The organism is Streptomyces sp. NPDC017991 (assembly GCF_044328075.1).
GTDB lineage: Bacteria > Actinomycetota > Actinomycetes > Streptomycetales > Streptomycetaceae > Streptomyces.
The window spans coordinates 1-24,855 of the sequence record NZ_JBIRGP010000020.1 but is presented as its reverse complement, the minus strand read 5'-3'; the positions used below and the strand labels follow the sequence as shown (position 1 = coordinate 24,855).

General features: G+C 68.7%; 29 protein-coding genes. 26 read left to right on the top strand and 3 right to left on the bottom strand.

Annotated features, from left to right (window positions below):
* The first annotated feature begins 73 nt into the window (after positions 1–73).
* The 7 genes from ACH4DZ_RS40915 (at position 74) to ACH4DZ_RS40885 (ending at position 7,157) form a co-directional block, all read left to right on the top strand.
* Complete coding sequence (locus ACH4DZ_RS40915) at positions 74–556, top strand: hypothetical protein (RefSeq protein ID WP_398294269.1); 483 nt, start codon at positions 74–76, stop codon at positions 554–556.
* A complete protein-coding gene (locus tag ACH4DZ_RS40910; RefSeq protein WP_398294267.1) occupies positions 556–786 on the top strand; it encodes a carbohydrate ABC transporter in 231 nt (76 codons plus the stop codon). The genes ACH4DZ_RS40915 and ACH4DZ_RS40910 overlap by 1 nt, the downstream gene beginning before the upstream one ends.
* A 158-nt stretch (positions 787–944) precedes the next feature.
* Positions 945–3,467: an ATP/GTP-binding protein gene (locus ACH4DZ_RS40905; RefSeq protein ID WP_398294265.1), complete on the top strand. Its 2,523-nt coding sequence runs from the start codon at positions 945–947 to the stop codon at positions 3,465–3,467.
* 21 nt (positions 3,468–3,488) lie between these two features.
* A complete protein-coding gene (locus ACH4DZ_RS40900; RefSeq protein WP_398294263.1) occupies positions 3,489–3,905 on the top strand; it encodes a conjugal transfer protein TraB in 417 nt (138 codons plus the stop codon).
* A 101-nt stretch (positions 3,906–4,006) separates the two neighbouring features.
* Positions 4,007–6,106, top strand: coding sequence for a chromosome segregation protein ParM (locus ACH4DZ_RS40895; RefSeq protein ID WP_398294416.1), 2,100 nt, complete (start codon positions 4,007–4,009; stop codon positions 6,104–6,106).
* Between the two features lie 72 nt (positions 6,107–6,178).
* A complete protein-coding gene (locus ACH4DZ_RS40890; protein ID WP_398294261.1) occupies positions 6,179–6,742 on the top strand; it encodes a hypothetical protein in 564 nt (187 codons plus the stop codon).
* A 166-nt stretch (positions 6,743–6,908) separates the two neighbouring features.
* Positions 6,909–7,157, top strand: coding sequence for a hypothetical protein (locus ACH4DZ_RS40885; protein WP_398294259.1), 249 nt, complete (start codon positions 6,909–6,911; stop codon positions 7,155–7,157).
* A gap of 521 nt (positions 7,158–7,678) precedes the next feature.
* Here ACH4DZ_RS40885 and ACH4DZ_RS40880 read toward each other — a convergent pair.
* Positions 7,679–7,843, bottom strand: coding sequence for a hypothetical protein (locus ACH4DZ_RS40880; RefSeq protein WP_398294257.1), 165 nt, complete (start codon positions 7,841–7,843; stop codon positions 7,679–7,681).
* A 65-nt stretch (positions 7,844–7,908) separates the two neighbouring features.
* Between ACH4DZ_RS40880 and ACH4DZ_RS40875 the strand changes: the two genes are divergently transcribed.
* From ACH4DZ_RS40875 to ACH4DZ_RS40800, 16 genes are all read left to right on the top strand, one after another.
* Positions 7,909–8,388 (top strand): Pycsar system effector family protein, encoded by a 480-nt coding sequence (locus ACH4DZ_RS40875; protein ID WP_398294255.1) that lies wholly within the window; start codon positions 7,909–7,911, stop codon positions 8,386–8,388.
* Positions 8,389–8,527: 139 nt separating this feature from the next.
* Positions 8,528–9,046: a hypothetical protein gene (locus ACH4DZ_RS40870; RefSeq protein WP_398294253.1), complete on the top strand. Its 519-nt coding sequence runs from the start codon at positions 8,528–8,530 to the stop codon at positions 9,044–9,046.
* A gap of 18 nt (positions 9,047–9,064) precedes the next feature.
* Positions 9,065–9,544, top strand: coding sequence for a hypothetical protein (locus ACH4DZ_RS40865; RefSeq protein ID WP_398294251.1), 480 nt, complete (start codon positions 9,065–9,067; stop codon positions 9,542–9,544).
* Between the two features lie 107 nt (positions 9,545–9,651).
* Positions 9,652–9,846, top strand: a complete 195-nt coding sequence (locus ACH4DZ_RS40860) for a hypothetical protein (RefSeq protein WP_398294249.1) — start codon at positions 9,652–9,654, stop codon at positions 9,844–9,846.
* A 15-nt stretch (positions 9,847–9,861) separates the two neighbouring features.
* Positions 9,862–10,176 (top strand): hypothetical protein, encoded by a 315-nt coding sequence (locus tag ACH4DZ_RS40855; protein WP_398294247.1) that lies wholly within the window; start codon positions 9,862–9,864, stop codon positions 10,174–10,176.
* Between the two features lie 317 nt (positions 10,177–10,493).
* Positions 10,494–10,745 carry a hypothetical protein gene (locus ACH4DZ_RS40850; RefSeq protein WP_398294245.1) on the top strand — a complete coding sequence of 84 codons (252 nt, stop codon included), beginning with the start codon at positions 10,494–10,496 and terminating at the stop codon, positions 10,743–10,745.
* 53 nt (positions 10,746–10,798) lie between these two features.
* A complete protein-coding gene (locus ACH4DZ_RS40845; protein WP_398294243.1) occupies positions 10,799–11,074 on the top strand; it encodes a hypothetical protein in 276 nt (91 codons plus the stop codon).
* Between the two features lie 146 nt (positions 11,075–11,220).
* Entirely contained in the window at positions 11,221–11,922 is a 702-nt protein-coding gene (locus ACH4DZ_RS40840) for a GGDEF domain-containing protein (RefSeq protein WP_398294241.1), read from the top strand.
* The gene (locus ACH4DZ_RS40835; RefSeq protein ID WP_398294239.1) at positions 11,919–12,386 is read left to right on the top strand and encodes a hypothetical protein; all 468 of its coding nucleotides are present in this window, start codon (positions 11,919–11,921) and stop codon (positions 12,384–12,386) included. The genes ACH4DZ_RS40840 and ACH4DZ_RS40835 overlap by 4 nt, the downstream gene beginning before the upstream one ends.
* 28 nt (positions 12,387–12,414) lie before the next feature.
* Positions 12,415–12,702, top strand: coding sequence for a hypothetical protein (locus ACH4DZ_RS40830; RefSeq protein WP_398294237.1), 288 nt, complete (start codon positions 12,415–12,417; stop codon positions 12,700–12,702).
* Between the two features lie 62 nt (positions 12,703–12,764).
* Positions 12,765–13,244 (top strand): WhiB family transcriptional regulator, encoded by a 480-nt coding sequence (locus ACH4DZ_RS40825; RefSeq protein WP_398294235.1) that lies wholly within the window; start codon positions 12,765–12,767, stop codon positions 13,242–13,244.
* A 439-nt stretch (positions 13,245–13,683) separates the two neighbouring features.
* The gene (locus ACH4DZ_RS40820; RefSeq protein WP_398294233.1) at positions 13,684–14,040 is read left to right on the top strand and encodes a hypothetical protein; all 357 of its coding nucleotides are present in this window, start codon (positions 13,684–13,686) and stop codon (positions 14,038–14,040) included.
* A 108-nt stretch (positions 14,041–14,148) separates the two neighbouring features.
* A complete protein-coding gene (gene dnaN / locus ACH4DZ_RS40815; protein WP_398294231.1) occupies positions 14,149–15,285 on the top strand; it encodes a DNA polymerase III subunit beta in 1,137 nt (378 codons plus the stop codon).
* A 132-nt stretch (positions 15,286–15,417) separates the two neighbouring features.
* The gene (locus ACH4DZ_RS40810) at positions 15,418–15,789 is read left to right on the top strand and encodes a hypothetical protein (RefSeq protein ID WP_398294229.1); all 372 of its coding nucleotides are present in this window, start codon (positions 15,418–15,420) and stop codon (positions 15,787–15,789) included.
* 77 nt (positions 15,790–15,866) lie between these two features.
* The gene (locus tag ACH4DZ_RS40805) at positions 15,867–16,973 is read left to right on the top strand and encodes a hypothetical protein (RefSeq protein WP_398294227.1); all 1,107 of its coding nucleotides are present in this window, start codon (positions 15,867–15,869) and stop codon (positions 16,971–16,973) included.
* Between the two features lie 87 nt (positions 16,974–17,060).
* Entirely contained in the window at positions 17,061–17,462 is a 402-nt protein-coding gene (locus ACH4DZ_RS40800) for a hypothetical protein (protein WP_398294226.1), read from the top strand.
* A 675-nt stretch (positions 17,463–18,137) separates the two neighbouring features.
* Here the strand turns inward: ACH4DZ_RS40800 and ACH4DZ_RS40795 are convergent.
* Together ACH4DZ_RS40795 and ACH4DZ_RS40790 are read right to left on the bottom strand one after the other, a co-directional pair.
* Positions 18,138–18,731 (bottom strand): toll/interleukin-1 receptor domain-containing protein, encoded by a 594-nt coding sequence (locus ACH4DZ_RS40795; RefSeq protein WP_398294224.1) that lies wholly within the window; start codon positions 18,729–18,731, stop codon positions 18,138–18,140.
* Positions 18,732–19,489: 758 nt separating this feature from the next.
* Complete coding sequence (locus ACH4DZ_RS40790) at positions 19,490–20,749, bottom strand: transcriptional regulator (RefSeq protein ID WP_398294222.1); 1,260 nt, start codon at positions 20,747–20,749, stop codon at positions 19,490–19,492.
* 333 nt (positions 20,750–21,082) lie between these two features.
* On the opposite strand from ACH4DZ_RS40790, the gene ACH4DZ_RS40785 reads away from it, so the two are divergent.
* The 3 genes from ACH4DZ_RS40785 (at position 21,083) to ACH4DZ_RS40775 (ending at position 24,827) form a co-directional block, all read left to right on the top strand.
* Entirely contained in the window at positions 21,083–22,318 is a 1,236-nt protein-coding gene (locus ACH4DZ_RS40785) for a ParA family protein (RefSeq protein ID WP_398294220.1), read from the top strand.
* On the top strand, positions 22,315–23,493 hold the full coding sequence (locus tag ACH4DZ_RS40780) for a ParB/RepB/Spo0J family partition protein (RefSeq protein ID WP_398294218.1): 1,179 nt from the start codon (positions 22,315–22,317) through the stop codon (positions 23,491–23,493). Before ACH4DZ_RS40785 ends, ACH4DZ_RS40780 begins: the two co-directional genes overlap by 4 nt.
* A 299-nt stretch (positions 23,494–23,792) precedes the next feature.
* On the top strand, positions 23,793–24,827 hold the full coding sequence (locus ACH4DZ_RS40775; RefSeq protein ID WP_398294216.1) for a hypothetical protein: 1,035 nt from the start codon (positions 23,793–23,795) through the stop codon (positions 24,825–24,827).
* The last annotated feature ends 28 nt before the right edge of the window (positions 24,828–24,855 follow it).

Sequence of the window (24,855 nt, the reverse complement as noted above, 5' to 3'; positions counted from 1 at the left end):
AACCCCCGCGCAACAGCCTCGGGGATCGCGGATCCTCCCCTTCCCCACCCCCGAGACCTGGAGGTCTTCTCGCATGACCAGCACCGATCCGACCTACTCGCCTCTGCGTGATGTGGCGCAGTCCCCGGCGGCCACCGCCCGGTATTTGGCCGATGTCCAGCGGGTCCTGCTGGACATCGGCAAGAACCTGGAGACCCTCGCGCACGAGACCCGCGTGCACCTGCGCGACACCCACGTGGAGGGCGACCGCTGGTACCAGGCCCAGCTGCGGGCCCGGCCCGTCGAAAAAGCCCTCGGGGACGTCCTGAAAAGCCTGAACAGCCTGACGGCGGGCCTGGAAAAGAGCGCCTACAAGCGCCGCGCCCACGACGAGAAAGTCGTGAACGTGGCACGTGAGAGGAAAACAAAGGAACTGGAAAAGGAGCGGAAGAATCACCCGCAGATCCCGGCCGCACCGAATTATCCCCCGCAGCAGGGTGGACAGCAGGCGCCCGGCCCTGCTTATAGTGCTCCTGCGTCGATTTACGACCTCGGGCAGCACCGGGAATCCGCGTAATGGCCCGGCCGCTTCTGAAATCCGAGATCAAGGCGCAGCGCTCCCGTGAATACCTGATGGGGCAGCGGACGCGGCTCATTGCACGGCACGGCGAGGATCTCGGCGCTTTCTATTTCCTGGTGATGCTTGTGCAGACCCACGGAAAGAAAGCATTGCAGCGCGGGGACGTGGCGGGGCTTCGGGCCCTCGCCCATGACCTGCACGCCGTGTACGTCAAGCACACCCAGTAACCATCCACCGCGTCACGGAGGGGCCGCCACGCATCGTGGTGGCCCCTCCGGCGCATCCCAACGCCCAGGCGCCCACACACCTAGGCGCCCAGGCGCGCACACGCGTACGCGAGGCAGTCACCGTCTGTCAAGACCTACCGATCATGAGAGGGGTGTCCGTGTCGGACGACGAGAACGAGCCCGGCGAGACCGGACGGCTCTACACCTTTCCCCCGCCCGACGACGTACTGAACCGTCCCCCGCAATTGGCGGACCCCGGACGGCTTTTCCCCGAGCCGGAAATTCCACCGGAATCACCGGAAGAGACGACCATGGAACTGCCCGCAATCCCGGCAGCCCCCAACCCGGCTTCTTCCTTGCGCTCGGAAGGAATTCCGGCAGCAGAACCGGCAGCCGAGGAGGAAGAAGAGGGCGAGAGTGAATATGTGCAGCCTCGTTCTCTCGCTGACCGTCTCGGTGACTGGCTCGAATACCGGATAGAGGTCGGCCGGTCGCATATCGAAGGCGATTCGGCATTCCGTGAAGCAGAAATCGCACGGAAAGTCGCGCTTCTGGAAGCGCAGACCGAGCGTGAAACCGGGCTGTTGGAGGCGCAGAACAAGCTGCGCCAGGCCCAGGTGAAAGCGCAGGCGGACCGTACGGCGGCGCGCGGTAAATCCGATGCGGCGTCGGCGGCCGGTTTCGGCGCGGACAAGGGCCGCGGCAAAGGATCCGGCGGCGGCTCCGGCGGGGGCCGTTCCGGCGGCTCCGGAGCTGGCGGTGGCACGGGCCGCGGTCCCGGCGGGGGCCGCAGCGCGGGGGGCGGTGGCCGGGGAACTGGTGGCGGCCGTGACTCCAAGGGTTCGGGCAGCGGCTCCGGGAAGGGCGCTGATCGTTCTGCTGGCGGCCGTAAGAACGGTGCGGCGAACCAGCAGGCCGGTGGCTCCGGGAAGGGCCGCCAGAACCGCTCTGACGGTGCGGGCCCGGGTAAAGGCCGCCGAAACGGACAGGACACTCCCGGCAGGAAGGACTCCGGCAAGGGCGGATCGAAGGACAGCGGCCGCAAGGACGGCAAGCCGTCTCCTGCTCCTGATGCCCGGTCCGAGCGGGCACGCGGCCGCCAGGAGCGGGCATCCGCCCGCCAGGCAGCGCGCCAGCAACGCCGCGGCGCGGACCAGACCGCCAAGATCGCGGACCGCAGCAAGGACCGTGACCAGGCCCGCGCCGGCAAACAGACCGCACAGGAGCAGCGCCGCGAGCGGAAAGCCGAGAGGCAGGCTGCGAAGCAGGAGAAACGGGCAAAGCAGCAGACCGCTTCGGGCACTGATCCGGACCGCATCACCCTGGGCACGGCCGTGGCAAAAGAAGCACGCGAGCGCTGGGAAAAGCGCCGCGCCGCCGAGGAAGCCAAGGCCAAGAAGGACAAGGACACGAAGGAGGACAAAGCCAAGGAGGACAAGGGCGGCGGCACCGACGCCAAGGCCGCCAAGGACGACACCAAAGGTGATCCCGGCGACTGGTCGAAGGACGATGCCGACCGGCTGCGCGAGCGCATCGCCGAGGAACGTGCCCGCCGCGCAGAGAAGGACAAAGCGGATAAGGACCAGGCTGCCAAGGACGACACCGGCAGCAAGAAGGGCACGACAGACGGCGCCTCAAAGCCCGACGGCACCAAGCCGGACGGATCCGACGACGACTGGTTGGACGAGGACGACCAGGAAACACGCGACCGGTTCGCCGCGGCACAGGCCCGCCGCCGTGCTGCGGAACAGGACGCCGCGAAGGCCGGTACCGAGAGCGCCAAGGGCACGACAGAGGGGGCCGCACAGGCAGCCGCCGGCACCGGGCCGGACGGCTCCCAGCAGGCGTCCGGCAGGGACCAGTCTGCCAAGGCCGCCTCCGGGGGCGACGCTGACGAGTGGGACGAGTGGTGTGAGGAGGACGCGAAAGCCTTCCGCGACCGGCTCGCCTGGGAAAAAGCCCGCCGCGCCGCGGAAGAGGAGCGGGAGAAGAAGGAGTGGGAAGAGGCCCTGCACGCGGAGCAGGACCACGCTGCGGGTGGCGACGATGCGGCGAAGGCGTGGCCGTGGCCGGACACCGGCACACCGGTATTCGACTTCCCGGATCACCCGGCCCGGCCGCCCAAGCGCCCTGCGGGGCAGGGCGCCTACGTCTACGACGCGCCGGAGGCCGATCCGCGTGCCCTGCCGGCCGCGCCCGGGCCGCACACGCAGCGCCCCGGCAGCACCCAACCCACCCATGAGGAGGACCGCAGCGTGTCCGAGCCCGTCACCCGCAGCCCGTCCGCGTACGGACTCGGTCCGCAGCACCGTACAGACATCACCTTCGAGGAATACCTGATCGAGGCCGTCAACATCGCGGTCGCCGCGATGGAGGACAAGGAGACGGCGCAGCTGCTGTCCGAGGGCCTGGAGAAGGTCGCGGACGCGTTGCGGGGGATGGCCGCCGACCTGGCGGCCGACCACGCCATCGACCCCCGCGTGACCGAGCTGATCGCCGACCTCGCGGACGCAGCAAGCCGGATGAAGGATCACGCGAACCAGTGCGCCGGCGAGTGCGGCACGGCGTCGGACGCCGCGACCCTCGCCGCGACGTCGGTGGGCCGCGTGTACGGCGAGGACGTCCAGGCCATGGACGACGCCGGCCTGGCGTACGCGTCCGCCGCAGCCCACCACGACTGACCAGAAAGGAAACCATCGCCCATGAACAATGCTCCCGGCCTGTACACCGGTGGCCAGGCCCCGGCCACGGACGGCGACAACCGGTACAAGTCCGTGCAGCACAAGCTGACGACGCTGGCGCGGACGCTGGACAGTGCCGCGCTCGAACTTGAGCAGCTGCAGTTGCGGATGAAGACGAACGGCGGCCGGTCGGAGGATGCGGCGGGCGCGATCGCGAACGCCGGCCTGGATCCGGTGTTCGTGCAGATGCAGAACGCGGTCTCCCTCGCCCTGGGAGGCGCCGAAGTATCCGCCCGCAAGGTCAACGAGTCCGCACACGAGGTGGCCTCGCTCGCCCACGACGCGCAGGCCACGCACGCGCGCCTCTACCAGGGACTGGACGACATCCGCTCATCGCGCCGCTACCAGACCCCCAGGCCCGGCTTCTTCACCCGCTGATCCATCTGCTCTCCCCACCGCAGCACCACCCAGCCATGGGCGGCCCCGCACCCGCAGGGCCGCCCATGGCGTTTGCCCCTCTCTCGAAGGAGATCCTCGCCGTGTCCACGCCGCGCAGTGTCGCGCTCGAACGCCTCGCCTACACCCTGGCCGCGCCCGTGCTGGCCGTGGCCCCGAACGTCTACCCCGGCAGTCACGTGGATGCGGTCGTGCAGCTGGCCGGAGCCGCCGGAGTCGGCGGCTGGGTCCTGGCCTACCGCGACGGCGGGCAGGGCTCCGGCCGCAAGATCCTGCGCTGGTCGCCGCTCGTGCTCGCGGCCGCGGTCGACGTGGCCGCCAAGTCCACGCCCGGCTGGGGTCCGTGGTGGCTGGACGGACTGCTCGCCGCCGGATGGGCGGCAGCCGGCTGGGCTGTGCTGCCGTTCTCCCGGCACGCGCGCACCCGCCACCGCCCCGCCCTCGCCGCCCCCGCCCTGGAACCGGCGGCGCAGCCCGTCCCGGAAACCGAGTGGACACCGTCCGACGGTGCGAGCCCTTTCACCCGGCAGGTCCGGCAGTTGTGGGAGCGCGCCGGGAACCCCGGCCGCACCATCGTCGTCAAGGCGGTCCCGCACGCCGGGATGCCGCACGACCTGTCGATGCTGCTGCGCGCCTCCGAGGAAGGCCGGCCCATCACCGGGCTGACCGATGCCGCCGTCGCAGCCGCGTTCGGCGTCGACGCGCCGGTCGTGCACTTCGCGGACGTTCAGCGCCAGGCCGGCCGCGAGGGCGGCCCGGGCTGGCTGGAGGTCCACATCACACCCAACGCCGAACAGCGCCGCCGCACCGCACCCACCCCCGAAGAGAAGTGGCAGGACACCGTCGGCGGCGAGCGCGGCGCGATCCCCGGCTCGGTCTTCGTCAAGAAGACCCGCGACCACGAACGGAAGGTGACGTTCACGATCGCCCGCATGGAAGACGGGACGCGGGAGCCGCGGGTGAACGTGTCCGCGCTGTGCACGGCGATGGGCGCCGCCTACGACGACGGGCGGGTGTTCGTCACCACCGCCGGCCCCGACATCCTGGTCTCGGTGTGGGACGCCTCCCCGCTCGCCACCGTCCACCCGGCCACCCGCGACCTGCTCACCCCCGACCAGGACGGCCGCTGGGTGTCCGGCTATCTCACCAACGGGCAGCCTGCCCGCCAGCGCGTCTACACCGACCGGGGCGCCGCCCACGGCCTGTTCGTCGCCCCCTCCGGCGGCGGCAAGACCCAGCTGATGGGCCTGCACATCGCAGCCGACGCCCTGTTCGGGGCCGTGGTCATGCTCGCCACCGAGGCACCCGACGGGAAAACTGCCGCACTGGGCAAGCACACCGCCCGCTACGGGGTCGGCGCCCTGTACATGGTCCGCCTCCTGCGGGTCCTGGCCGCGCTGATGGAGATCCGCGGCACCATGGTGTGGGCCGACGGGCAGGTCCACGAGTGGGACCCGGCCCTGCCTGGCTGCCCCTACCGGATGCTGTCCGCCTACCTCGACGAATTCCTCTCCGCGGCCCGCAACGGCGACTACGGCGCGGAAGTCATGGACCTGGCCGAGCAGGTGTCGGTCAAGGGCCGCAAGTACGGGGTCGGCCTGAAGGTGGCCGGACAGTCCATCTACGTCCAGGACGGCTTCACGCAACTGCTGTGCGAGAACCTCCGCGAGAACTGCATCCCGATCCTCCTGAAGGTCGCCCCCAAGAAGATCACCGACATGTTCAAAGCACTCGGTACCACTGCCGAGTACATTCCCGAGCCGCTGCCGCGCTCCTTCTCCCCCGAGGAGGCGGGCCGCATCGAGCGGATCATGGCCGGAGAGCCGGAACCGCCGTCCGACTCCAACACCGGCGGGGCCGGATGGATCATCGAGGGCAAGAAGCCGGAAGTCCTGCGCACCCTCTACATGGACTTCAAGGCCGACATCGCCCTGCTGTTCCCCGACACCGTCCAGCACCTCACCGATCATGAGATCCGTGAGCTGGAAGCACGAGGACTCTGGTTCGACTGGACGGAGCCGCCCCGCCCCGGCGAGTTCGGCCCCGAACCCAAGGACGAAGCCGAAGACGAAGACACCGTCCCCCACCACCGTGGCCGCAGGGCCCCGGCCCCGCGCCGCCGCGACACCGTCACCACCGCCCGCCAGGCACTGGAGACGATCAAACACCTCACCAACACCTGACCCCGCCCACAACCACCCGCGCGCCGCGCCCCGACCTCCCGGGGCGCGGCGCCCTGCATTGGGGAGCTTCCGTTGACCACGCCAGTGTCCCTGTCCCCCACCGACTCCCAGCCCACGACGACCGCCCCGGTCACGGCCCGCGACGCGTTGAGCCTGGAAGCCCGGCTGGCGGCCGTTGACGCGGCGATGACCGTACGGCTGGAAGAAGCCACCGTCGCCTACGAGGTCAACACCGCTCACGCCGCCACCGTCGTCGACTTCGCCGACGTGGTCACCGTCCCGCTCACCCCCACCCTCCAACCGCCTGTCCTCCCGGCCCCGGCCGACGACAGCACCTCGTCCATCACCTCGCTCCTTGAGCGCGCCCACCACCGCATGCAGACCGACGGATGGTGCTCCGGCGCCCTCACCGACGAAAACGGTGCGGTCTGTCTGCTTGGAGCGATCCGCAAAGAAGCCGGCGGCAACCGCGGCCTGGCCAGCGATGCCGCGGCCGTGGTCCTGGACGCGATCCGCCGCCAGTTCGGCGACGACGTCGACTCGGTGCCCGCCTTCAACGACGCACACGGCAGCGGCGGCGCCCCGCTGCGGATCCTCGCCGACGCGGCCCAGGCCGCCGACGCCCGCGGTTTGTAATCCGCTCCGCCCCGCTCTCCCCGCCTCGCCCTCCAGCGGCATCGAGGCGCGTAGCTGACTGCCGCGATCCATCGCGCGACGGCAGCCGTAGTGACCTGCACAGCCACACCAGCGAGCGCCGCGGCTAACCCGGCCGCGGCGTGGCCCCGACCTGAACGGAAACCCCATGAAGAACCTGAAGCCGAGCGAGTTCTGGACCGGCACCTACCACGGCCGCCACAACGGCCGCTCCGTCACGGTCACCGCCACCCGCGACGACACCCGCCCCCAGCCCTACGCCTGGACATGCACCTGCGGCGCCTCCCGCAGCTTCCCCACCGAGGACGGTGTGGACCGCACCGCCTGGCGGCACACGCACCCGAGTCTCTGGGACCAGGTGAGGCAGCGGATCACCCGACTGCTCACCGCCCGCTGAGACCTGACGCCCTACCCGGCCCTCGCCCCCACTCCTCGTGGGTGCGAGGACTGGACAGGCCGCCCGGCCGCACGCACCACCCACTGCGCCCCGCCGACACCAGCACGACGCCGGCGGGGCGCAGCACTGTCCCCTGACGCTCGGAGGAGATCACCTGTGCTCATTCCCCGCCCGCGCCGCCGGATCGGCCGGCCCCGCCCCCAGCGGCCCGGCCCGCGCTACCCGCAGCGTCCGTCCCGGCTGCCCGGCCCCTGGATCCGGTGATGGTCAGGACGCGTACGAGTCGCCCCTGCTGCCCGCAGATACCGGCACGGAAGCCGCGTGGGGCCTGTGGGCTGCCGGAGTACGACCGCGGCGCCACTTGCCCCGACCACCTCCTCACGCGCCGCCAGCTCCGTGACCGCAGCGTCAGCCCCGGCGGCCACGGCCCGGTCGGCATCCTGCGCTGTACGCGCTGCCGCTACACCCCGCAGTGGTCCTGCCCGCCTGGGCACCGCGGCCGCGCCTGGCTTCTCCTTGGGTCAGGCGGCGAGATGGTGTGCGGGACCGGCGGGGAGTGTGTAGGTGGCCGGGTCGGCGGGGATGCCCTCCGCGCATTCCAGACAGCAGCCGAGGGTGCGCAGCGGGAGGCAGTAACTGCGAATCCGGCTCCGTTCCCGGCCCGCCCGCGATCCCTGGCGTGACAAACCACCGTTCTGACAGCCCCGGCCGCCTGCTGAGGCCTGCTCCGCTACGACAAGGAGAAGCCGCCATGACACTGCCCGCCCTGATCATCCCGGACGACTCCAGCACCCACACGGACCACAACCTCTCTGAAGCCTGCGCCGTGGTCGGCAGCGAGATCGCCCGTACCGACGGAAAATCCAGCCTGCTGCTGGCGTTCACGGGCGCCGTGCTGGCCGGTCTGGCCTCCGTCGCCGACCAGCATCTGCCGCTGGCCACCCGAATTTTCGGTGGCCTCGCCGTGCTCGCTCTGGCCGCCGCTTCCGTGCTGCTGCTCCTGGTCGTGCGGCCCCGCTTAGGCGGCAATGACCGGGCGTCGTTCCCGTACTGGGCACGCCTGAGCGAGGAAGAGATCCGCGCGTGCATGCACGGCGACACCCGTACCGCCCGCATCCGGATCCTGTCCCTCATCGCCGTGCGGAAGTTCACGCACCTGCGCCGCGCGGTCGACCTGATCCTCGCTGCGCTCACCCTGCTGCTCCTGGCCGCGACCGGCGCCCTGCTCTGACGGTCCCGCGTCCCGCCCTGCACGGTTGCCGCCCCCCGGCGGCCGGTGCGGGGCCGGGCGCAGGACCGGACAGCCCGGCCCGGCCACAAGGCGGCCTCCTGCCCGCTGCACGAGGCCGCCGACCCCGAAGGGAGCCCCCATGCAGGTCAACGCCTACGCGATCGGCCCGGCCCGCCGACCGGTCCTGGACCGGGTGTGCACCATCGCCGACCAGGCCACCCGCCTTGTCGAGAAGGAGATGAGTGCGTGCCTGCGCGGGGTGGAACTCCTCGTCACCGACACGTACTTCACCCGCCTCCTCGCCTGCGCAGAAGACGGCGCCAGCCTGTACGGGTGCACCTTGTACGGCCTGGACCGGATTGTGTGTGTCGCCAACGCCCAAGCCCACTTGCACGACCCGGCCGAGGTCGACAAAACGGTCATCCATGAACTCGTGCATGCCGCGCAGATGCTGCGGCCCGGCGTGCGGCGCGTCGAAAAGTTCCGCACTGAAGAGTCCCTGTCCCGGCTCTCAGCACCAGCCCGGGAGCAGTACCACACGCGCTGGGACGACAGCGAAGCACAAGCCTGCGAACTGGAGCACCTCGCCGCCTACCTCGACCCGGCCACCGGACCCGCCCGTGAAGCCCGCCACGCACCTCTCCACACCATCGCCTGAAGAAAGGACCGATACCGAATGGAGATTGCGCTAGCCGGCCTGCTCGCCCTGGCGGGCACCGTGACCGGCAGCCTGCTCCAACAACACGCGGACCGGCACCGTATCCGGGCCGCCGAACAGGCCGCCCACCGCCAGGCGGTGCGCGAGGCGGTCGTGGCTCTGGTGTCCGCACTCAGCACGCACCGCGGCCACCTCTACCGCCGCTGGGAACTCGCCCGCGACGATGCCGCGACCGGCGAGCAGACGGAAGAGGCCCGGCTCGCCGGCCGGGCCACGCGCGGTGCGGTCACCGCGGCCCTGTACCGGCTGCGCGTGCTCACCCGCGACGACGTGCTGCTGTCCGCCGCCACCACAGCGGTCGGCGCCGCCTACGCGGTCAAGGCCAGGGGTGAGGACCTCACCCAGGTCACGGCCGCGGACATGGAGCGCCGCTATCAGCGGGCGGTCGGCGCCGACGACGCAGTCCTTGCCGCCTGTGTCCGGCACTGCAACCGGTGACCGTGGCCCGGCGCTGCCCGGGACGGCCGCGCCCGGCATCCCCACCGCGGTCGCGCCCGTCCCGGGCCGCATCCCACCCGTACGAAGACGAGAAGGAGAGATCCATTATGGACGTTCTGCCCGCCCGGACCCGCCCCTACGATCCGGATTCCCCGCTGGCCTACCTGATGGAGATCGCTGCCGCCACGGTGGATGAGGCCTCCGAGGAAGAGGAGCGTGACGCAGCCGTAACGGGGGCGGCGCACCACCTCTCCCACCACTTCCCCTACTCGCTGCATGCCGCCCTCGACGCCGACGCCTGACAGGGCCACCGCATCGTGCGCGAACACGGGGACCGTCGCTTCGAGGCGTCCGCGGTGGCGTTCCTGGGTGGCGGTCTGTGGCTGCACCACACCCTGCGCATCAGTGAAGCGGACGGGGCGAGCGACGTGCTGACGCTGATCGTGCCGTGCACCTGCGGGCGCGGCTACACCGACATCGGCGTCGACACCGAAGACGACCTCATCGAGACGCTCGCGGAACTGAGGCCGACGTACGGCCGGTCCCTGCACGACGACTCCGCGCCGGACTGCCACAGCGTCCGGCCGGTCCCCGCGTTGACGGGATGGCCCCGGGACGCCCGCAGCAGTTGACCGTCACTTGCACGATGTCTCTCTCGCTCAACGGCGGTACGAGGGCGGCGATCCCTAGTTGTGTCGTCATCTCATGCGGTTGGTGCTGCCTCAGCGGTATCGCACGGTTGGTGGGGAGCAGGGCGCCTCGGGCTCTGCCTCCACGGCAGTCCTCTCTGCGCACGCCTCGCCCTGCCTTTTTGGCAGAGGAAAGTACTGGTCAGGGGCGCGTCCCAAAAAATCTTGAAAAATGTACCCCCCTAGGGTTGACGTACCCCCCTAGGAGGGTGCATTGGTGAGTGTAAGGACGACAACAGCAGAGGGAGAGGGCAGCGGAGATGAAGACCTACCAGATCGAGATCAAGGACACCGACAAGACCGTCGTCAAGCGCTTCAACTTCCAGTCCGACAAGGACTCGGCCTACGAGATCTTCAGCGAATGGGGCGGCTACTACGACAGCAGCCACAAGCTGGAGCTGAGCAACTGGCGGACCGGCGAGTTACTCCCCGAGGGCCGGCAGAGCGGATTCTCCGAGTGGATGAACCGCGATCTCACCGAGTGGGTGAACGAATTCGTCGCGTGGACGTGACACCAGCCGAGGGGCCGGGGAAACCCGGCCCCTCCCCACATGGAGGGACGACCGTGACACCCGCACTGACCGAGCTGATCGCGGCTCTTCAGCGACTCGCCGAACTGCCGCCCGTCGAACGGGCCCGACGGTGCCCCGACCTCATCGACACCGCCAAGGCCGCCCTCGCGGCCGAACGCGTCGCCGCTGTCGCCGAGGCCGTCGACAGCGGTGAGTGGAGCCAGGCCGCGATCGGGCGGGAGCTGGGCAAGTCACGGCAGAAGGTCAACGACATGCTCGCTGGCTACCGCCGGGAGCAGGCCAGCACCAAGACGCCACGAGAGGGATAAGACAGCACCTCCCGCATGCCCGACCGCAGGTCAGGCCGGACAGAACTGAAGATCAAAAAGCAAGAGGCGCACCCCCTACGCCGTGGAAAGCCGGGGTGCGCCTCTCTCATGCCCGCCCACAAACGGGGCGAGAACTGGAGACCATCATGCCCGCCACTGCTGTCTTACGGCAGCCGACCCGCACACTCCTCATCACCGCGGCCGCCGTGCCGCTCGCCCTGGCCGTCCTCGCCGACGACGTCCGGGTGCGCCGCCAGCTGCACACCGCCCGCCGGGACCCGCTGACCGGCCTGCCCGGCCGCGACATCCTCACCGACCGCATCGACCGGCTCGCCCACACCCGCCGCAACCTCCTGCACGTCCTGGTCGCCGACGCCGACGGACTCAAAGCCGTCAACGACACTCTCGGGCACGAGGCCGGTGACGTCCTGATCGCCGCGACCGGCCGTCGCCTCAGCGCGTGGGCCGCCGGCCACAGCGGGCTCGCCGCCCGCCTGGGAGGTGACGAGTTCGGCGCCGCGATCCTGGTGCCCCGCGCCGCAGCGGTCCGCAAAGTCCTTGTCCTGCGCGAGGTGCTGGCACAGCCCATCCCCTACGAGGGGCAGCTGCTGCACGACAGCGACGGGCAGGTGCTGCGCCCGTCGGTGTCCATCGGTATCGCCCGCGCCACCGTCCTCCCGGACGGGACCGCAGCCTCCCGGATCCTGCGGAGTGCGGACGTGGCGATGTACCGGGTCAAGACCGGCGAGAAGCCGTGCGGGTATGTGGCGACTCGCAAGGATGCGTACGTGCCCGGGGTGCGAGGCCGCCGTCCGGGCCGGCCCGGCACCGCGCTGGCGGCGCGATGACGGGCCCGCTGTACGCCCCCGACTGGCTGCGCGGCATCACCATCAAACAGCCCTGGATGGCGTGCATCGTGCACGGCGACAAGCGGATCGAGAACCGCCCCCGGCCCTGGCTGGCGGGCTGGTACCTGCTGCACGCCGGAGCTGCCATCGACCGGCCGGCGCTGCGGGAGCCGTTCGTGGCCCGCACGATCCACGGCCACCAGTTGCACACCCGCGCAGTCCTCGCCGTGGCCCGTATCACCGGCTGCCACACCCACACCGGCACGGACTCCGGCGACGCTTCGTGCGGCCGGTGGGCGCAGCCCGGCTGCTTCCACCTCGCCCTCGACGACATGCACGTGCTGCCGCTGCCCGTGCCCTGTCCCGGAGCGCTCGGGCCATGGCGCGTCCCGCAGCCCGTCTTCGAGCAGGTCCTGCTCCAACTCCCCCACCTGACCGGCCTGTTTCCGGAGGTCACGTCATGAGCCGGCCCGGCATCCACCTGGCCGCCGCATGAGCGCCCGGGGTCGTAAGGCGGAGCCGTTCGAGCCGGGCCTGGTCCCGGCTCCCGGTGGATTCCTGGACTGGCGGGACGGTCGGCACTTCGACCGCTGGCAGGACCGGCCGTGCGCGCTGTGCACCAAGCCGACGCCGATGCGCTCCCACCGGGATGAGCCGGTCCACAAGGTTTGTGCCGAGGCCTGGATCACCGCCAACCCGGTGAAGGCGCGGCAGGGCCGGTTCGCTTCTGATCCGCAGCCCAAGCGCAGCCGGTCCAAGGCCGACGACGACCACGCCTGATGGCACGTCGCACCCCCTCTTCCTCCCTCTTTTTCCTCGATCACTTCAAGGAGGGCTCCTCCATGAGCCGACCCGAAGCCGATCCCCGCATCCCCTTCCCCCACACCGACGCGAGGCTGGCCTGCCGCACAGAACCGTCCTGGTTCGTCCAGGAGCACGGCCAGATGAGCAACGCGGACGACCGGGCCCGCATCGAGCGCGCTCGCACGGCCTGCCGCGGCTGCCCGATCGCGGCCGACTGCCTCAAGTGGGCGCTCGCCAACCCCGAGCTGACGCCCACCGGCGTCTGGGCAGCGACCATCTCCCGCGAACGCAAGGCACTGCGCCGCCGCCTCCAGGCCCGGCACGGACTGGACTGGGTCGGCGTCATCGCGCAGGCCGACCGCGCACGCGAGCAGGCCCGCCTCAACCGGGCCCGCCCGTCGGCGCCCGACCCGGCCCCCGCCGCGAGCGCCATGTGGACCAGCCACTACGAGCCCTGGCGCGAACCGCTCACCCCCGGTCGGCAGCAGCGCAACCGCGAACTCCTCAACCAGACCTGACCGATCCCTGATACGGCCCGGGGCAGCCGTCGACGCCCGCGTCCGGCTGCCCCGGCTGCCATCCCACCCGCGCACTCACGTACGTAGGGCGCGCCCCACGCTGACCGGCTTTCGCGCGCCCCACTACCCCCGCCAGGAAGGGACGGAGGTTCTACGACATGACCACACCCGGTGCCGGGGCGACAAGCACCCCGACACTGCTTCGCATCGCCGAAGACGAACTCCAGCGTTTGCGCGGTCAACTCGCCGCAGCGGTCGGGTTCATCCACGACCCGGCCTACGACCTGTCCGCCCGCCAGGCGCTCGCGCAGCTGCTGAAGCTGCCCTGCCCGGCACCCACACCCTGTGGCCGTGCCGGACCGCAGGCACCCCACCCCACGCCCGAACCCGCCCCGTCGACCACCGCCCCGTACAGCCGCCCCCGAGGAAGGACCGCCGTATGCCCTCCGTCGACCACCTCATCGGAGCCGAGCGCGCCGCCCGCGTCATCAACCCCCTCGTACGCGAGCTGATGCGCGAGGACCTGCTGCCGGAACCGGCCGCGTACCGGATCGTCTGCGAAGGCGTCCTCGCCGGAGACCCGTGGTGGCTGGCCGAACCCGGCCAAGCCTGGACACTGCGCCCCGACGTCACCGACCCCGCCCTCGACCTGCTGGTCATCGTCCGCCGGGACACCGACCAGCTCACCGTCGAAGACGAGGACGGGCAACGCCATCAGGTCCCGCTGCGCGTGCTGGCCGCCTACGAACTGACGTCGTGGTGCTGGATACGCGACGACACCCTCCACAGCCACTGACACACGCTTCCTTACACGTCCACGGCCCGGGTGGGGCCGCCCGTGATGGGCGGCCCCACCCGGGCCGCTTTCACCGACGCCTCCGCGCCACGACAGACAGGAACCCTCGTGCAGTTCACCGTCGACCAGAGTGACCTCGCCGCGGCCGTCACCTATGCCGCCCACAGCCTGCCCGCCCGGCCGCCCGTCCCCGTCCTGGCCGGACTGCTCCTGACCGCCACCGACGACGACATGCTGCGTATCAGTGCCTTCGACTACGAGACGTCCAGCGACATCACGATCCAGGCTGCCGTCACCGTCCCCGGCCGCGCTCTCGTCTCCGGCCGGCTCCTCACCGACATCGCCGCCCGCGTCCGCGGCACCGTACGGGGCGAACTCACCGGGCCCCGCCTGATCCTGACCGCCGGGAGTGCCCGGTTCACCCTGCCCACGCTGCCGCTGGAGGACTACCCGCAGCTCCCCGACGCCGGGACCGGCTCGGGCACGCTGCCCGGCCCGGCGCTGGCCGAAGCCGTCACCCAGGTCGCTGCCGCGCTCGGCAACGACGATGCTCTGCCCGTCCTGTCCGGGATCTCCCTGCACTACGACCAGGACGCGGGCACGCTCACCTTTACCGCCACCGACCGCTACCGGTTCGCGGTACGCACCCTCACCTGGAAGCACTGCAATTTGACCGGCGAGCGCACCGCCCTCGCCCCGGGTAAGAAGCTGCTGGACGCGGTCAAGGCATGCGCCGACGACCCCGCCGTCGACCTGACCATTCCCGGCGATGGCGGCAACTCGGGTCTGTTCACGGTGCGCAGCGAGACCAGCACCTCTACTTTGCGCGCCATCGAGGGTTCCCTGCCCGCTTACAGCACCCTGTTCCCGAGCGAGTTCGCCCACACCGCCACCGTGGAGATCAGCGTGCTCAAGGAGGCCGTCCAGCGCGTCGCGCTGGTCGCCACCAGGAGCACCCCCGTCCGGCTGACGTTCACCGCCGACGGCTCACTCGTACTGGAGGCTGGCAGCAGCGACGACGCACAAGCCGTCGACACCGTCGACACCGCCCTCCAGGGCGAAGAGCTGACCATCGCCTTCAACCCGCAGTTCCTCACCGACGCCCTCACCGCCTTCACCGTCGGCGGCGCCACTGCCGTCGACTTCCAGTTCACCTCCCCCACCAAGCCCGCCATCCTGCACGGCCACGACAGCGACGACCAGGCCCTGCGCTACGCGCTGATGCCCGTCCGGCTCACCGACTGACTGACCGGCCCAACTCACTCCACCCGGGGCGGCTGCTGCGGAGCGGCCGCCGAGGGCGACCCCGCCCTAAAGCTGCTGGTCGCCCTCATCGGCATTCACGCGCTATACCCCCACCAAGCACGAGCACTGCCTTTGGCTGCCGTCGACTTCACCGGCGGCCGGCTCGTGCACGGCGATATCGACCACCCCCTCGACGCCTTCACCTGTCAGGCCGCGGCCGACTACATCCAACTCCGCCACTCACGCTGGCCACACACTCGCAGCCCCCACCTGTTCCTCAGCTTGCAGACCGCGCACTCTCGCACGCCGGTCACCATCGGCTGGATGCAGCCCTTGCTCAAGGATCTTTCGGTCACCGCCCAACGGCTCCGCGAGGACCGGATCCTCGAAGAGGCCGCCGTCACCGGCGCGGACCCGCAGCACCTGTGCGCGGTATTCAACATCACCCCCGACACCGGACTGCGCTACACCCGGACATTCCACCCTGACCCCTTGTCCTACTGAGACCACGCCATGAAAAACACGTTGGCCGGTCCGCTGCGGAGCTGCGATGATGCCTCCGCTTCTCTAGCGGAGGACATTTGTTCGCTTTCGTGTGTGCTGGGTGTGGTGCCAGGCTGACCAACCCGCTGTCCCAGGTAGAGCTGCCGGCCCACGCCCATCAGAAGTATGGGAACGGGATTCAGCTCCCGGTTCTCATGGAGACGGGCACGTTTGCCGTGGAACCGGAGCCCTGGGGGCACCCGTGGCGGAGGTGGGAGGAGATCGATCCAGACGAGGCGGCAGCCCGGGGCATCCACGCTCCGGTCTACGCCTTGTCTGACGGCCCACCTGGCACCATCGTCATCGCACCCGGGGATACGCGCGGCACCGTGCTCGTTCCGGAGCAAGCGGGCGGCTACTGCTGCGGCCTCGACTGGGGTGACGGCCCCAACATGGCTTGCGAGGCGTGCGGCCTGCCCGTGGCGAACCGCATCGACGACTGCTCTCTCTGGCAGGCGGTCTGGCTTGCGCCGGATGCCGTGCACCGCCTGCGCGTCGACGACGCCGACACCGCAATCCTCTCCTGGGCGGAACTGTTGGTGGAGGGGAAAGCCACGCCCCCGATCGTGCCGATCACCAGATGGGGCTCGCTGCTCGGGCTGGACCACTGGTGGTCATGGAGCCCGCAATGGGAGGCGGCAGCCGGCCGGGCGCTGGCCCACCTGCTGGCCGCTTCGGATGGCAGGCCGGTGGCTGTCCCGCACGGCCTGATCGCGGAAGTGTTCCAGCGCGCCCTCGACGCCCTGCTGCCCGTGGTCCAGCCGGCGCGGCGCGCCGTCCTGGCCGGGCCCGGACTGTCTGCCCCCGACACGGACGCCGACATGGTCATCGTGCCGACCCACCCACAGACGGGGGAATTCTGGAGCCCGGCCGGCCCGGCCGCATCGGCATACCCGGTGCCGCTGCCGTTCGTGGTGTGGATGTGGATGGCCTTCCCCGAGCCACACCTCCACCTCCCCGCGTCAGGAACCATGCCAGACGGCGTTCTCCGCGACGACCCGCCTGCGCCGCGCCCCCACTACCTGTTCCGGGCCGACCCGGGAACCTTCCAGCACACGCTAGTCCGGTTGCCGGCCGTCCGCAGCCCATGGCTGCGCGAGATCCTGGAGAACCTCACGCACCACATGCGAGCCGGGCTCTTCTAGCCGACTGGCAGGGGCACCGGTATGCGTCAAGCGTTGAGGGTGCCTGGCGGGTGCCTGACCGCGCGGTCCGTCAGGTTGGATGGCACCGTGGCGAGACGATCCAAGACGAAGAAGAAGCGGCCCTCCTTCGGCATACCGAAGGAGATCATCCTGCTGACTGGGCAAGACGTGTGGCCCTACACGTTCATCGCCGACGACTCGGGTGGCGGATGCGGCAAGGTCCCGCTGCCCGCTGACGCGGCCCCTGAGGAGGTGCAGACGGCGATCTTCACACAGCTTGCGGACCTCACCCGCATATTCCACGGCGTTGAGATCGACGTTGAGTGGTCCTCCCTGACACCGGACTCGTGGGTAGGCCACATCCGGCGTGTTACCGCGGAGGAGCCTGCTCCGCCTGGCGCGGTACCTGATACGGCATGGGAAAAGATCCGCACGAGCACACACCCCGAGGAGTCCGTCTACCTCCGCAGGAAGTCCAGCGAATCCTGAAGAACGACCTGCCGTCGGCTCGTGACGCGCGAAGAACAGCACAGACGCGCTCTCGGTCTGCTGCCGGATCAGACGGGCTGTTCCTGCTGCGGAAGCTCTTGCAGCAGAGCGCTGTAAGCGTCGGGGTGCTGTTCACGCAGAATCCTCAGCCACACCCGAGCCCCCTCTGTGAAGGCCTCCGGCTCCATCTTCAGATGCAGATGAGTGACTACGGAGAAGGGATTGTCATAGGGGAGCCGACGGCCCTGCCAGGTCTCTTCACCTGCATCTGCCGGAGCCTCGGGGGTATTAACGCCGTTAACGGTGGCGGGGCCGTCGGCTTCCCCAGCTGAAGGCTGACGTCGGCGCCGCCAGTCACTCCCTGGGCGCCAACTGACCCGTCCCCCGCTCGTTCATGGACCGCTTCGCCCGCGAACTACGGACCCACCTCGATCCACTTGAGGAAGCGGAAGGCCGCGAGGAGCATGGCACATCATGTTCGCCCTGCACGGCATCCTGGCCCCGGGTCTAGTCGGCCCGTTCATCCGATGCGCACATGACGCGTGGAAGAGCACCGTCGAACTCACCCAGCAAATTGTGACTGAGCGCTTCAACTGGCGGGTTGAGCGAGGATGCGCCTTGGCCCGGCGCAGCGGCTGTGTCGAGGTGTGCTTGGTCGCGGCAAGCACGACCCTGCTACACCTCGCCGCCCTCCTCCCAACGGCACTCAGTGCAGCGCACCCCGGCGTATTGGTCTCCGCGGTCGTAGTCGGTCGCACCCCACTGTTCGAGCTTGGCTGGCGGGGCGCCGCAGTTGGGGCAGATCACGTAGACGCCGGCTCCGCGAAATGACACGGCCTCAATGGTCGCCTCGTCCAGGAGCTGTTGGACACCTTGAAGGAATCCGGTGGTATCGACGCCCAAGATCTTGTTGACGGCGGTCTGGTCGTCGTCCTCAGTCACGGAGACCCAGTAAAGGGGGCGGAGGAGCGCCGGGAGTGGCGTGTCGTCCAGGCAGACGGGGATGATCCTGAGTCCGTCTTCCATTCGCCGGATGATCGCAGTCTCCAACTCGGACTTGACCCACTCCGACGTGCTGGCGTGCTTGGACCAGCAGACGAGCACAGTGTCGACCGTGTCCAAGGCGACCCCGACTTTCCCAGGAATGGAGTCGCCGGGGCTCAGTTCCCACTCATCGAGCCAGATGTCCACGCCGCCCAACCGCAGCTTCGTGGCGAAGGAGCGAACGGCAGGCTTGTCCTTATGGTTGTGGGAAACGAACGCGCGCACTGCTGCTCCTTGTCATCCCAAAGACCTGGAACCAGATTATCGTCAAGGTGACGTTTTCGTATGCGTATTCAGCACTCCGACTCGCAGGATGCACAAAGCGCCGTTGAGGGCTCGCAGTTGCCAGAGAGGGCGCTCCCCGGGGTGCGCCCTCTCTGGCACCTTCCTGGACCGCAAGCGCTCACCCACCAAGTACAGCGCTCAGTCACACGAATGCCAGCGGCGCGGGTGTAAGCGGCGGAAACAATAGTTCCCAAGTTGTTCGACCGCCTCGAACGACGGCTACGGCTTACTGTGCGTACCTGAGTCCGCCCGGTGCCAAGGCGCCCTTCGCCTCGCCAGGGAGGCGTACAGGCGTTTTCGGTGATGAAGGCGAGGCGGCCGGGTCACTGTGGCCGTCCAGGTCCAGGGCGAGCACACGCTCAGTACTTGATGACCGCGTACGACGCGCTCCTCCCCCCATCGAAGTGATTACGACGTAATCACTCCCCACAGACTGTCTGGATCCGCACATCAACAAAGTACCGAGCCTCCCTCGCTGCGGTCATGTTGAAGGCCCGAGACGGCGACCGAGGTCGTGGCCAGGAACTCTGACACCAATTCCTCCCCTACAGACTGATGCAGCCCGGCCGCTCTCGCGCCGCCGATGGACTTGCTGGGTCGATAGCCGGCTGAGCCCCGCGCGCCCTGCGCCGATTGATCATTTTTTTGCCGCAGATGGCAGGCGCAACGACAGCGCTGTGCAACTGGCCCGGGTGCAGTCAGTGGCTGGCTGGTGCCAGCAGTAGATCCCGGTGCTGCAGGGCCAGTTGAAGCAGACCCGCTGCAGGGGAAGACATACGACGCCGGGGGAGGTCTCCGACGCTTTCTGCTGTCAACGGAATGCCGGTGATCGCTCCGTGCTGACGCGGCCCGCTGATGACAAAGCCTTCGTCATTGCTGTCGACCGCATCTGCGAAGATCATGTCGAAGGTCTCTGCCTCGAACACGGCAACGGTCAGCAGACACACAGCCAGGTTCAGGGGTTCCAGGCCCATTCCGAAACACCACACACGTAACGAGCCGTTCGCCAGTGCGGCGTTGAGCAGACTGTAGGGCGGCTGTTCGTAGTCGACCTCTCGCCCCGTGGCTCCCGTCGCCTCCGGCGCTCCGAGTAGTTCCTCGTTGTACTCGCGCATGATGGTCCGCCACAGGTCTGCGTCCTTGCGGTGGGCGAGCGGAGACATTGATGCCGGTTGCACCATGCCGGCCGGGATCGGCCCGTACACTCCCCCTCCCGTCGCGACTGCTCCTGCATCCCTCAGCAGGAGGAAGAAGGTGCCCTCCCCGTCGGGCGTACGCCGCACTGTCAGGGTGCCAGCAGAGGGAAGGACCACGCGCTGGCTGAGGGAGAGCGGATCATCCCGCAGCGCTGCACGCATGGGTGTCCGGCGCCAGGCCGGAGCCTGGTGTGGCCTCTTGCGGGTTGCCGCGGCCAGCTCGTGGGCGACCGCCTCATTCTGGTCGACAAGGTCGAAGTATTGCCCCGGGCCAAAGACCAGACGCGGTCCTGTTGAAGCCGTCCAGTCCGCCCTCGCCAGACGAAAGGACGGACGGTCTTCAAACAGCCGGGGCCGCGCCAAGGCTCCCATGGCTGAGGAGTACCGCGCATACCGGCGCCACTTGGACTCCTTGGGCAGACGGCGTTGAGTAAGCCGACGCAATCGGGGATGCGACGGCGCCTCTACGTCCTGCCAATCAACGGATACGGCTGACAAGGGAACAGGTAGCGGCGGGCGCATGGTCGCGTCCCACAGCAGGGTGCTGCCGCCGATACGCTCCAACGCGGGACGCGCTGCGATGTGCATGCCAGCTGCTACCTCCGACAACTGACCCGAGCGTTCCCGTAGGTTGTTCCGCTCGACGATGAATCGATCCCGAGACCGACCGACCGCTGCGGCATCCATCGCACGCCAGCCGTAGTAGACACCACCCAGGCCTGCCGCCAGCCCCAGTACACCGACAGCCGTCTCACCATCCACACGCTCTCCCCCGGTCAACTGGCCATCAGCACCCCACGTGTATACCCATCTTTGGGGGCCGTCAGAAGCCCTACGCTGTCTAGAAGGTCGGCCAGCGAGGTGCCCGGCGCAGGACGCGTGCTCTTCCTGGGCTTGACGGCCGGTGGCCATGGAGGCGTCTCTCGGGAGAGTGCCAGCTCGGTGATTACGCCGTAATCACCGCAGGCGGCGGGGCCCGGAGGCGCCGGTGATTACGGCGTAATGGGGGAGAAGCGTGTCTCACGATCACAACAGCTATGTCTAACTAACGTGTCGGCGAACCGAAGGATCATGGACGTTAGTAAGGTGTCCCTCATGACTTCAACTGCCGCCGCCAGCGACCGCGAGAAGGTCGTCTCCAAACTGCCGGGATGGCTCCGGCAGGACCTCAAAATCAGAGCCGCCCAGCACGGCATAGAGATCCAGGCCGCCGTCGAACAGGGCATCACCGCCTGGTGCAACCTGGCGTCCGCCCTCGATACCGTCGACACCGCAGGCGCCGACTCGTTCTCCACCTTCCTTCCCGCAGGACAGTGGGAACAGTTCCGAGGCGTTGCCGCCGACCGCGGCCTCTCCCTCATCCAGGGACTCGCCCAGTCCGCGCACCTGTGGCTGGACTCCAACCCAGCCCCGGACATCGAACGCCCCGCAGTCACCCGCCGCTTCATCGTCTGCAATCAGAAGGGCGGTGTCGGCAAGACAGCCATCACCGCTGGCACCGGCGAAGCACTGGCCGAAGACCCCGGCACCCTCCACAAGGTCCGCATCGCCAAGCAACTCGCGGTCGCCGCCGGAGGCGACGACGGCCCGCTCGAAGTTGAAGACCTGCCCGGCCTCGGACTGCGGGTACTGCTAGTCGACTTCGACCCGCAATGCCACCTCACCAACCAGCTCGGTGCCATGCCGCTGCCGATGAACGGTGACAGCCTCACCAACCACATGGCCGGCGATCCCAAGGGTGATCTCCGCGACCTCGTCGTCTCCATCGACGACGAAACCTTCGGCGGGCGCCTTCACCTCCTGCCCGCCTGCAACGACGCATTCCTGCTCGACGTGCGCCTGTCGGCGGTACGCGCCCGGGAGGCAGCACTTGAGCGTGCACTCGCCCCGCTCGAAGCCGACTACGACGTCATCCTCGTTGACTGCCCGCCCAGCCTCGGACTCAGCATGGATGCCGCCGCCTACTACGGCCGCCGCCGGGACGGTGAGAAGCCCGGTCAGTCCGGCGCCCTCATCGTCGTGCAGGCCGAAGACAGCTCCGCCGACGCCTACGGACTCCTCACCGCCCAGATCGATGACCTCCGCAGCGACCTGCAGATCGACATCGACTATCTCGGCATCGTCGTCAACCTCTACGACGGCCGCCGCGGCTACATCGCCACCTCTTCCCTCCAAGGATGGGTCGACATAAAGGACCCACGAGTCGTGGGCCTCATCGGAGACCTCAAAGAGCAAAAGGAGGCTGTCCGTATGAAGCAGCCCCTGCTGTCCTACGCCCCCAAGTCACAGCAGGCGATCGGCATGCGCGCGCTCGCCCGGGAGATCTCATGAGCAAGGCCAGCAAGCTGGGCGCCGGGCGCTTCGGTGGTGAAACCCAGACAGTCAGCGCCCGCCGACAGGCGGTCGCTGCCGCCACCGGCGTGCCGACCGAGGGAATCGCTCCGCCGGCTGAACTCCCGGTCCACCGCATCAGCCTCAACCCCGACAACCCCCGCTCCACCCTTGGCGACCTCACCGACCTTGCCGGCAGCCTGAAAACCCACGGCCAGAAGCAGGCGATCACGGTCATGAACCGCGACGCCTATATCAAGGCCACACCGGACCATGAGTCCGCCCTCGAACCGGACACCACCCACGTCGTCGTCGACGGCAGCAGCCGCCTTGCCGCCGCCCGTGAAGCCGGACTCGCCACCCTCAAGGTCATGGTCAGCGATGACCAGGGCAGCACCTCCGAGGAACTCCTCGAATCCGCCCTCGTCGCCAACATCCACCGACAAGATCTCGAAGAACTCGACGAAGCCCGCGCCCTGCACCGGCTCCTGGCCATGCACGGAAGCCAGAGGGCACTGGCCAAGCACCTCCACCGTTCCCAAGGCTGGGTGTCACAGCGCCTTGCCCTGCTCAACCTGACCCCCGAACTGCAAGCCCGCATCGGCCAGGAACCCATCGACCTGCTGCGCGCCGTCGGCAACAAGCCCGCCGACCAGCAGGAAGCGGCACTGGAAGAGTTGAAGGCTGACCGGGCTCGCAAGGAAGAAAGGGTCCGAGCCTCACAGAAGACGCAGCAGGTAGCAGAGCCGCCTGCAGAAGCTACCAAGAGTGGCCACGCGAATGATTACGCCGTAATCACCAGCCCTCCTGCCGACACTGCGTCAGCCGACAATGCAACTGAGAGCGGCCGCACACGTGATTACGCCGTAATCACCGGCACCCCGGCAGCTGGCACTGCGGAACCCATAGACGCCGAGAAGATCCCCGAATCGCGTGTGCAAACGCCCCCACCGGCAACGGTCAAGGAAACCGCCGGAGAAAGCGGGAAGCCCTCCAAGCTGCCCTACGACGAGCCCAGCGCTCTCGCGATGCTCCTCGACGAGAAAGTAGTCAATGATGACCTCTTCTTCGACCTGCTCCGCTTCTTGAGCTCGGCGGGTCTGAAGCGGAACCCCGCTCGGCTTGGTGAACTGGCGCAAACCTTCGCAGAACAGGCCAGTGCTCAGGTTGACTGATCCAACAGCCACCAACCTCAATACCTGGCCATAGACGAGGGGCAAAGCCGGTACCTGAGGCCGCCTTGAACAGCACTAATGGCTACGCTGGCACACCGCTGTACAGGTCTCCCAGCGCAGCCATTTGCTCTGTCTGACCTTCATAACTGTCGTCAAAGCCTGCTGGCTGCGCCGAATCATGCGAGCCAGCACGGATGGCTCGCATGCTGTTGCCCCCTGTCTCCAACTTCCGTGACACGCCATAGTTCTCTTCTACGGGCGAGCTTGCCGGGTCACGGCGTTGGTCAAGCGGGGGGCACATGAGCGAGTTCGATCGAATCTTCGATCCGCAGTACTACACGGCGACCGAGCTGTTCACCAACCGGGTCGACGAACACACGGCGTTCACCACGAGCCTGCTGCAACACCTAGCAGGGGTACGCGATGGCACGGCAACTCTGCGTCAGACCGCCCGTCGGAACGTCATCACTTTTTTCGGCGTAGGCGGAATCGGCAAGACCGAGCTCTCCAGGCGACTGGAGGCATGGTGCGCGGGGGATCTGACAGAGCCCAGAGACTGGACGCAGCTGCCGCCTGATCACTCGCTCTCCACCATCCGCATCGACTTCCACGGAGGTCGCGTCGTCAATGCTGTGGACATCGTGCTCCGGTTACGCGTCGCGATGGCTGACAGAAGACGGCGCTTTCCCGCGTTCGACCTGGGCCTCGCTGCGTGGTGGTCCCTGGCACGACCGGGAACGCCACTGCCAGACCTCTCCACCTCCACTTTCGACGTACGCGGGCAAATCACCGACACGCTGAACGACCTGCTGAGCGACGTCGGCGCCAGCTTCGGCCTAGGTCCGCTCACGGTGCGCAGTGGGATCCGTATTATCGATGCAGTCCGGGAGAAGCGACTGCGTAGCCGCACCCTGGGGGAGTGTGCACCGCTGCTGCACGTCATCACCCAGGCCCAACAGGACCCGTCCGACTACGTCGCCGCGACGCTCGCCGGCCTGCTCTCCTGGGATCTTGAGAACCTCCCCCTGGCCAAGCGTCCCGCCACGGTGGCGTTCGCCGACGCTGCGGAGTACGTCCAAGGGGACGATCGCTCGCAGGAGCGCCTCTTCAACCGCATCGTGCACCTGACCCCTGGCACCCTGTGGGTGGTCACCTCGCGCAATCGGCTGGACTGGGATGCAGCTCACGTCCACCAGCTCCTCCCAGCAACCGGCCCGCATACTTGGCCCGGTTTGAGACTGGAAGCCCAGGCCGACCCCCGCCAGCACCTAGGAGTTGTCTTCAAATGTCACGCCCACATCAGGAGCGAGGCGAGTGTGACGGCTGCTTGGTAGGACTCGGCGGTCTTGTCGTAGCGGGTCG

Coding starts and splice junctions, on each gene's coding strand:
- ACH4DZ_RS40885 (WP_398294259.1), top strand. CDS start 6,909: ATGAAGAACCTGAAGCCGAGCGAGTTCTGGACCGGCACCTACCACGGC.
- ACH4DZ_RS40825 (WP_398294235.1), top strand. CDS start 12,765: ATGAGCCGACCCGAAGCCGATCCCCGCATCCCCTTCCCCCACACCGAC.
- ACH4DZ_RS40865 (WP_398294251.1), top strand. CDS start 9,065: ATGGAGATTGCGCTAGCCGGCCTGCTCGCCCTGGCGGGCACCGTGACC.
- ACH4DZ_RS40860 (WP_398294249.1), top strand. CDS start 9,652: ATGGACGTTCTGCCCGCCCGGACCCGCCCCTACGATCCGGATTCCCCG.
- ACH4DZ_RS40835 (WP_398294239.1), top strand. CDS start 11,919: ATGACGGGCCCGCTGTACGCCCCCGACTGGCTGCGCGGCATCACCATC.
- ACH4DZ_RS40910 (WP_398294267.1), top strand. CDS start 556: ATGGCCCGGCCGCTTCTGAAATCCGAGATCAAGGCGCAGCGCTCCCGT.
- ACH4DZ_RS40830 (WP_398294237.1), top strand. CDS start 12,415: ATGAGCGCCCGGGGTCGTAAGGCGGAGCCGTTCGAGCCGGGCCTGGTC.
- ACH4DZ_RS40785 (WP_398294220.1), top strand. CDS start 21,083: ATGACTTCAACTGCCGCCGCCAGCGACCGCGAGAAGGTCGTCTCCAAA.
- ACH4DZ_RS40850 (WP_398294245.1), top strand. CDS start 10,494: ATGAAGACCTACCAGATCGAGATCAAGGACACCGACAAGACCGTCGTC.
- ACH4DZ_RS40875 (WP_398294255.1), top strand. CDS start 7,909: ATGACACTGCCCGCCCTGATCATCCCGGACGACTCCAGCACCCACACG.
- ACH4DZ_RS40870 (WP_398294253.1), top strand. CDS start 8,528: ATGCAGGTCAACGCCTACGCGATCGGCCCGGCCCGCCGACCGGTCCTG.
- ACH4DZ_RS40775 (WP_398294216.1), top strand. CDS start 23,793: ATGAGCGAGTTCGATCGAATCTTCGATCCGCAGTACTACACGGCGACC.
- ACH4DZ_RS40820 (WP_398294233.1), top strand. CDS start 13,684: ATGCCCTCCGTCGACCACCTCATCGGAGCCGAGCGCGCCGCCCGCGTC.
- ACH4DZ_RS40780 (WP_398294218.1), top strand. CDS start 22,315: ATGAGCAAGGCCAGCAAGCTGGGCGCCGGGCGCTTCGGTGGTGAAACC.
- ACH4DZ_RS40915 (WP_398294269.1), top strand. CDS start 74: ATGACCAGCACCGATCCGACCTACTCGCCTCTGCGTGATGTGGCGCAG.
- ACH4DZ_RS40840 (WP_398294241.1), top strand. CDS start 11,221: ATGCCCGCCACTGCTGTCTTACGGCAGCCGACCCGCACACTCCTCATC.
- ACH4DZ_RS40900 (WP_398294263.1), top strand. CDS start 3,489: ATGAACAATGCTCCCGGCCTGTACACCGGTGGCCAGGCCCCGGCCACG.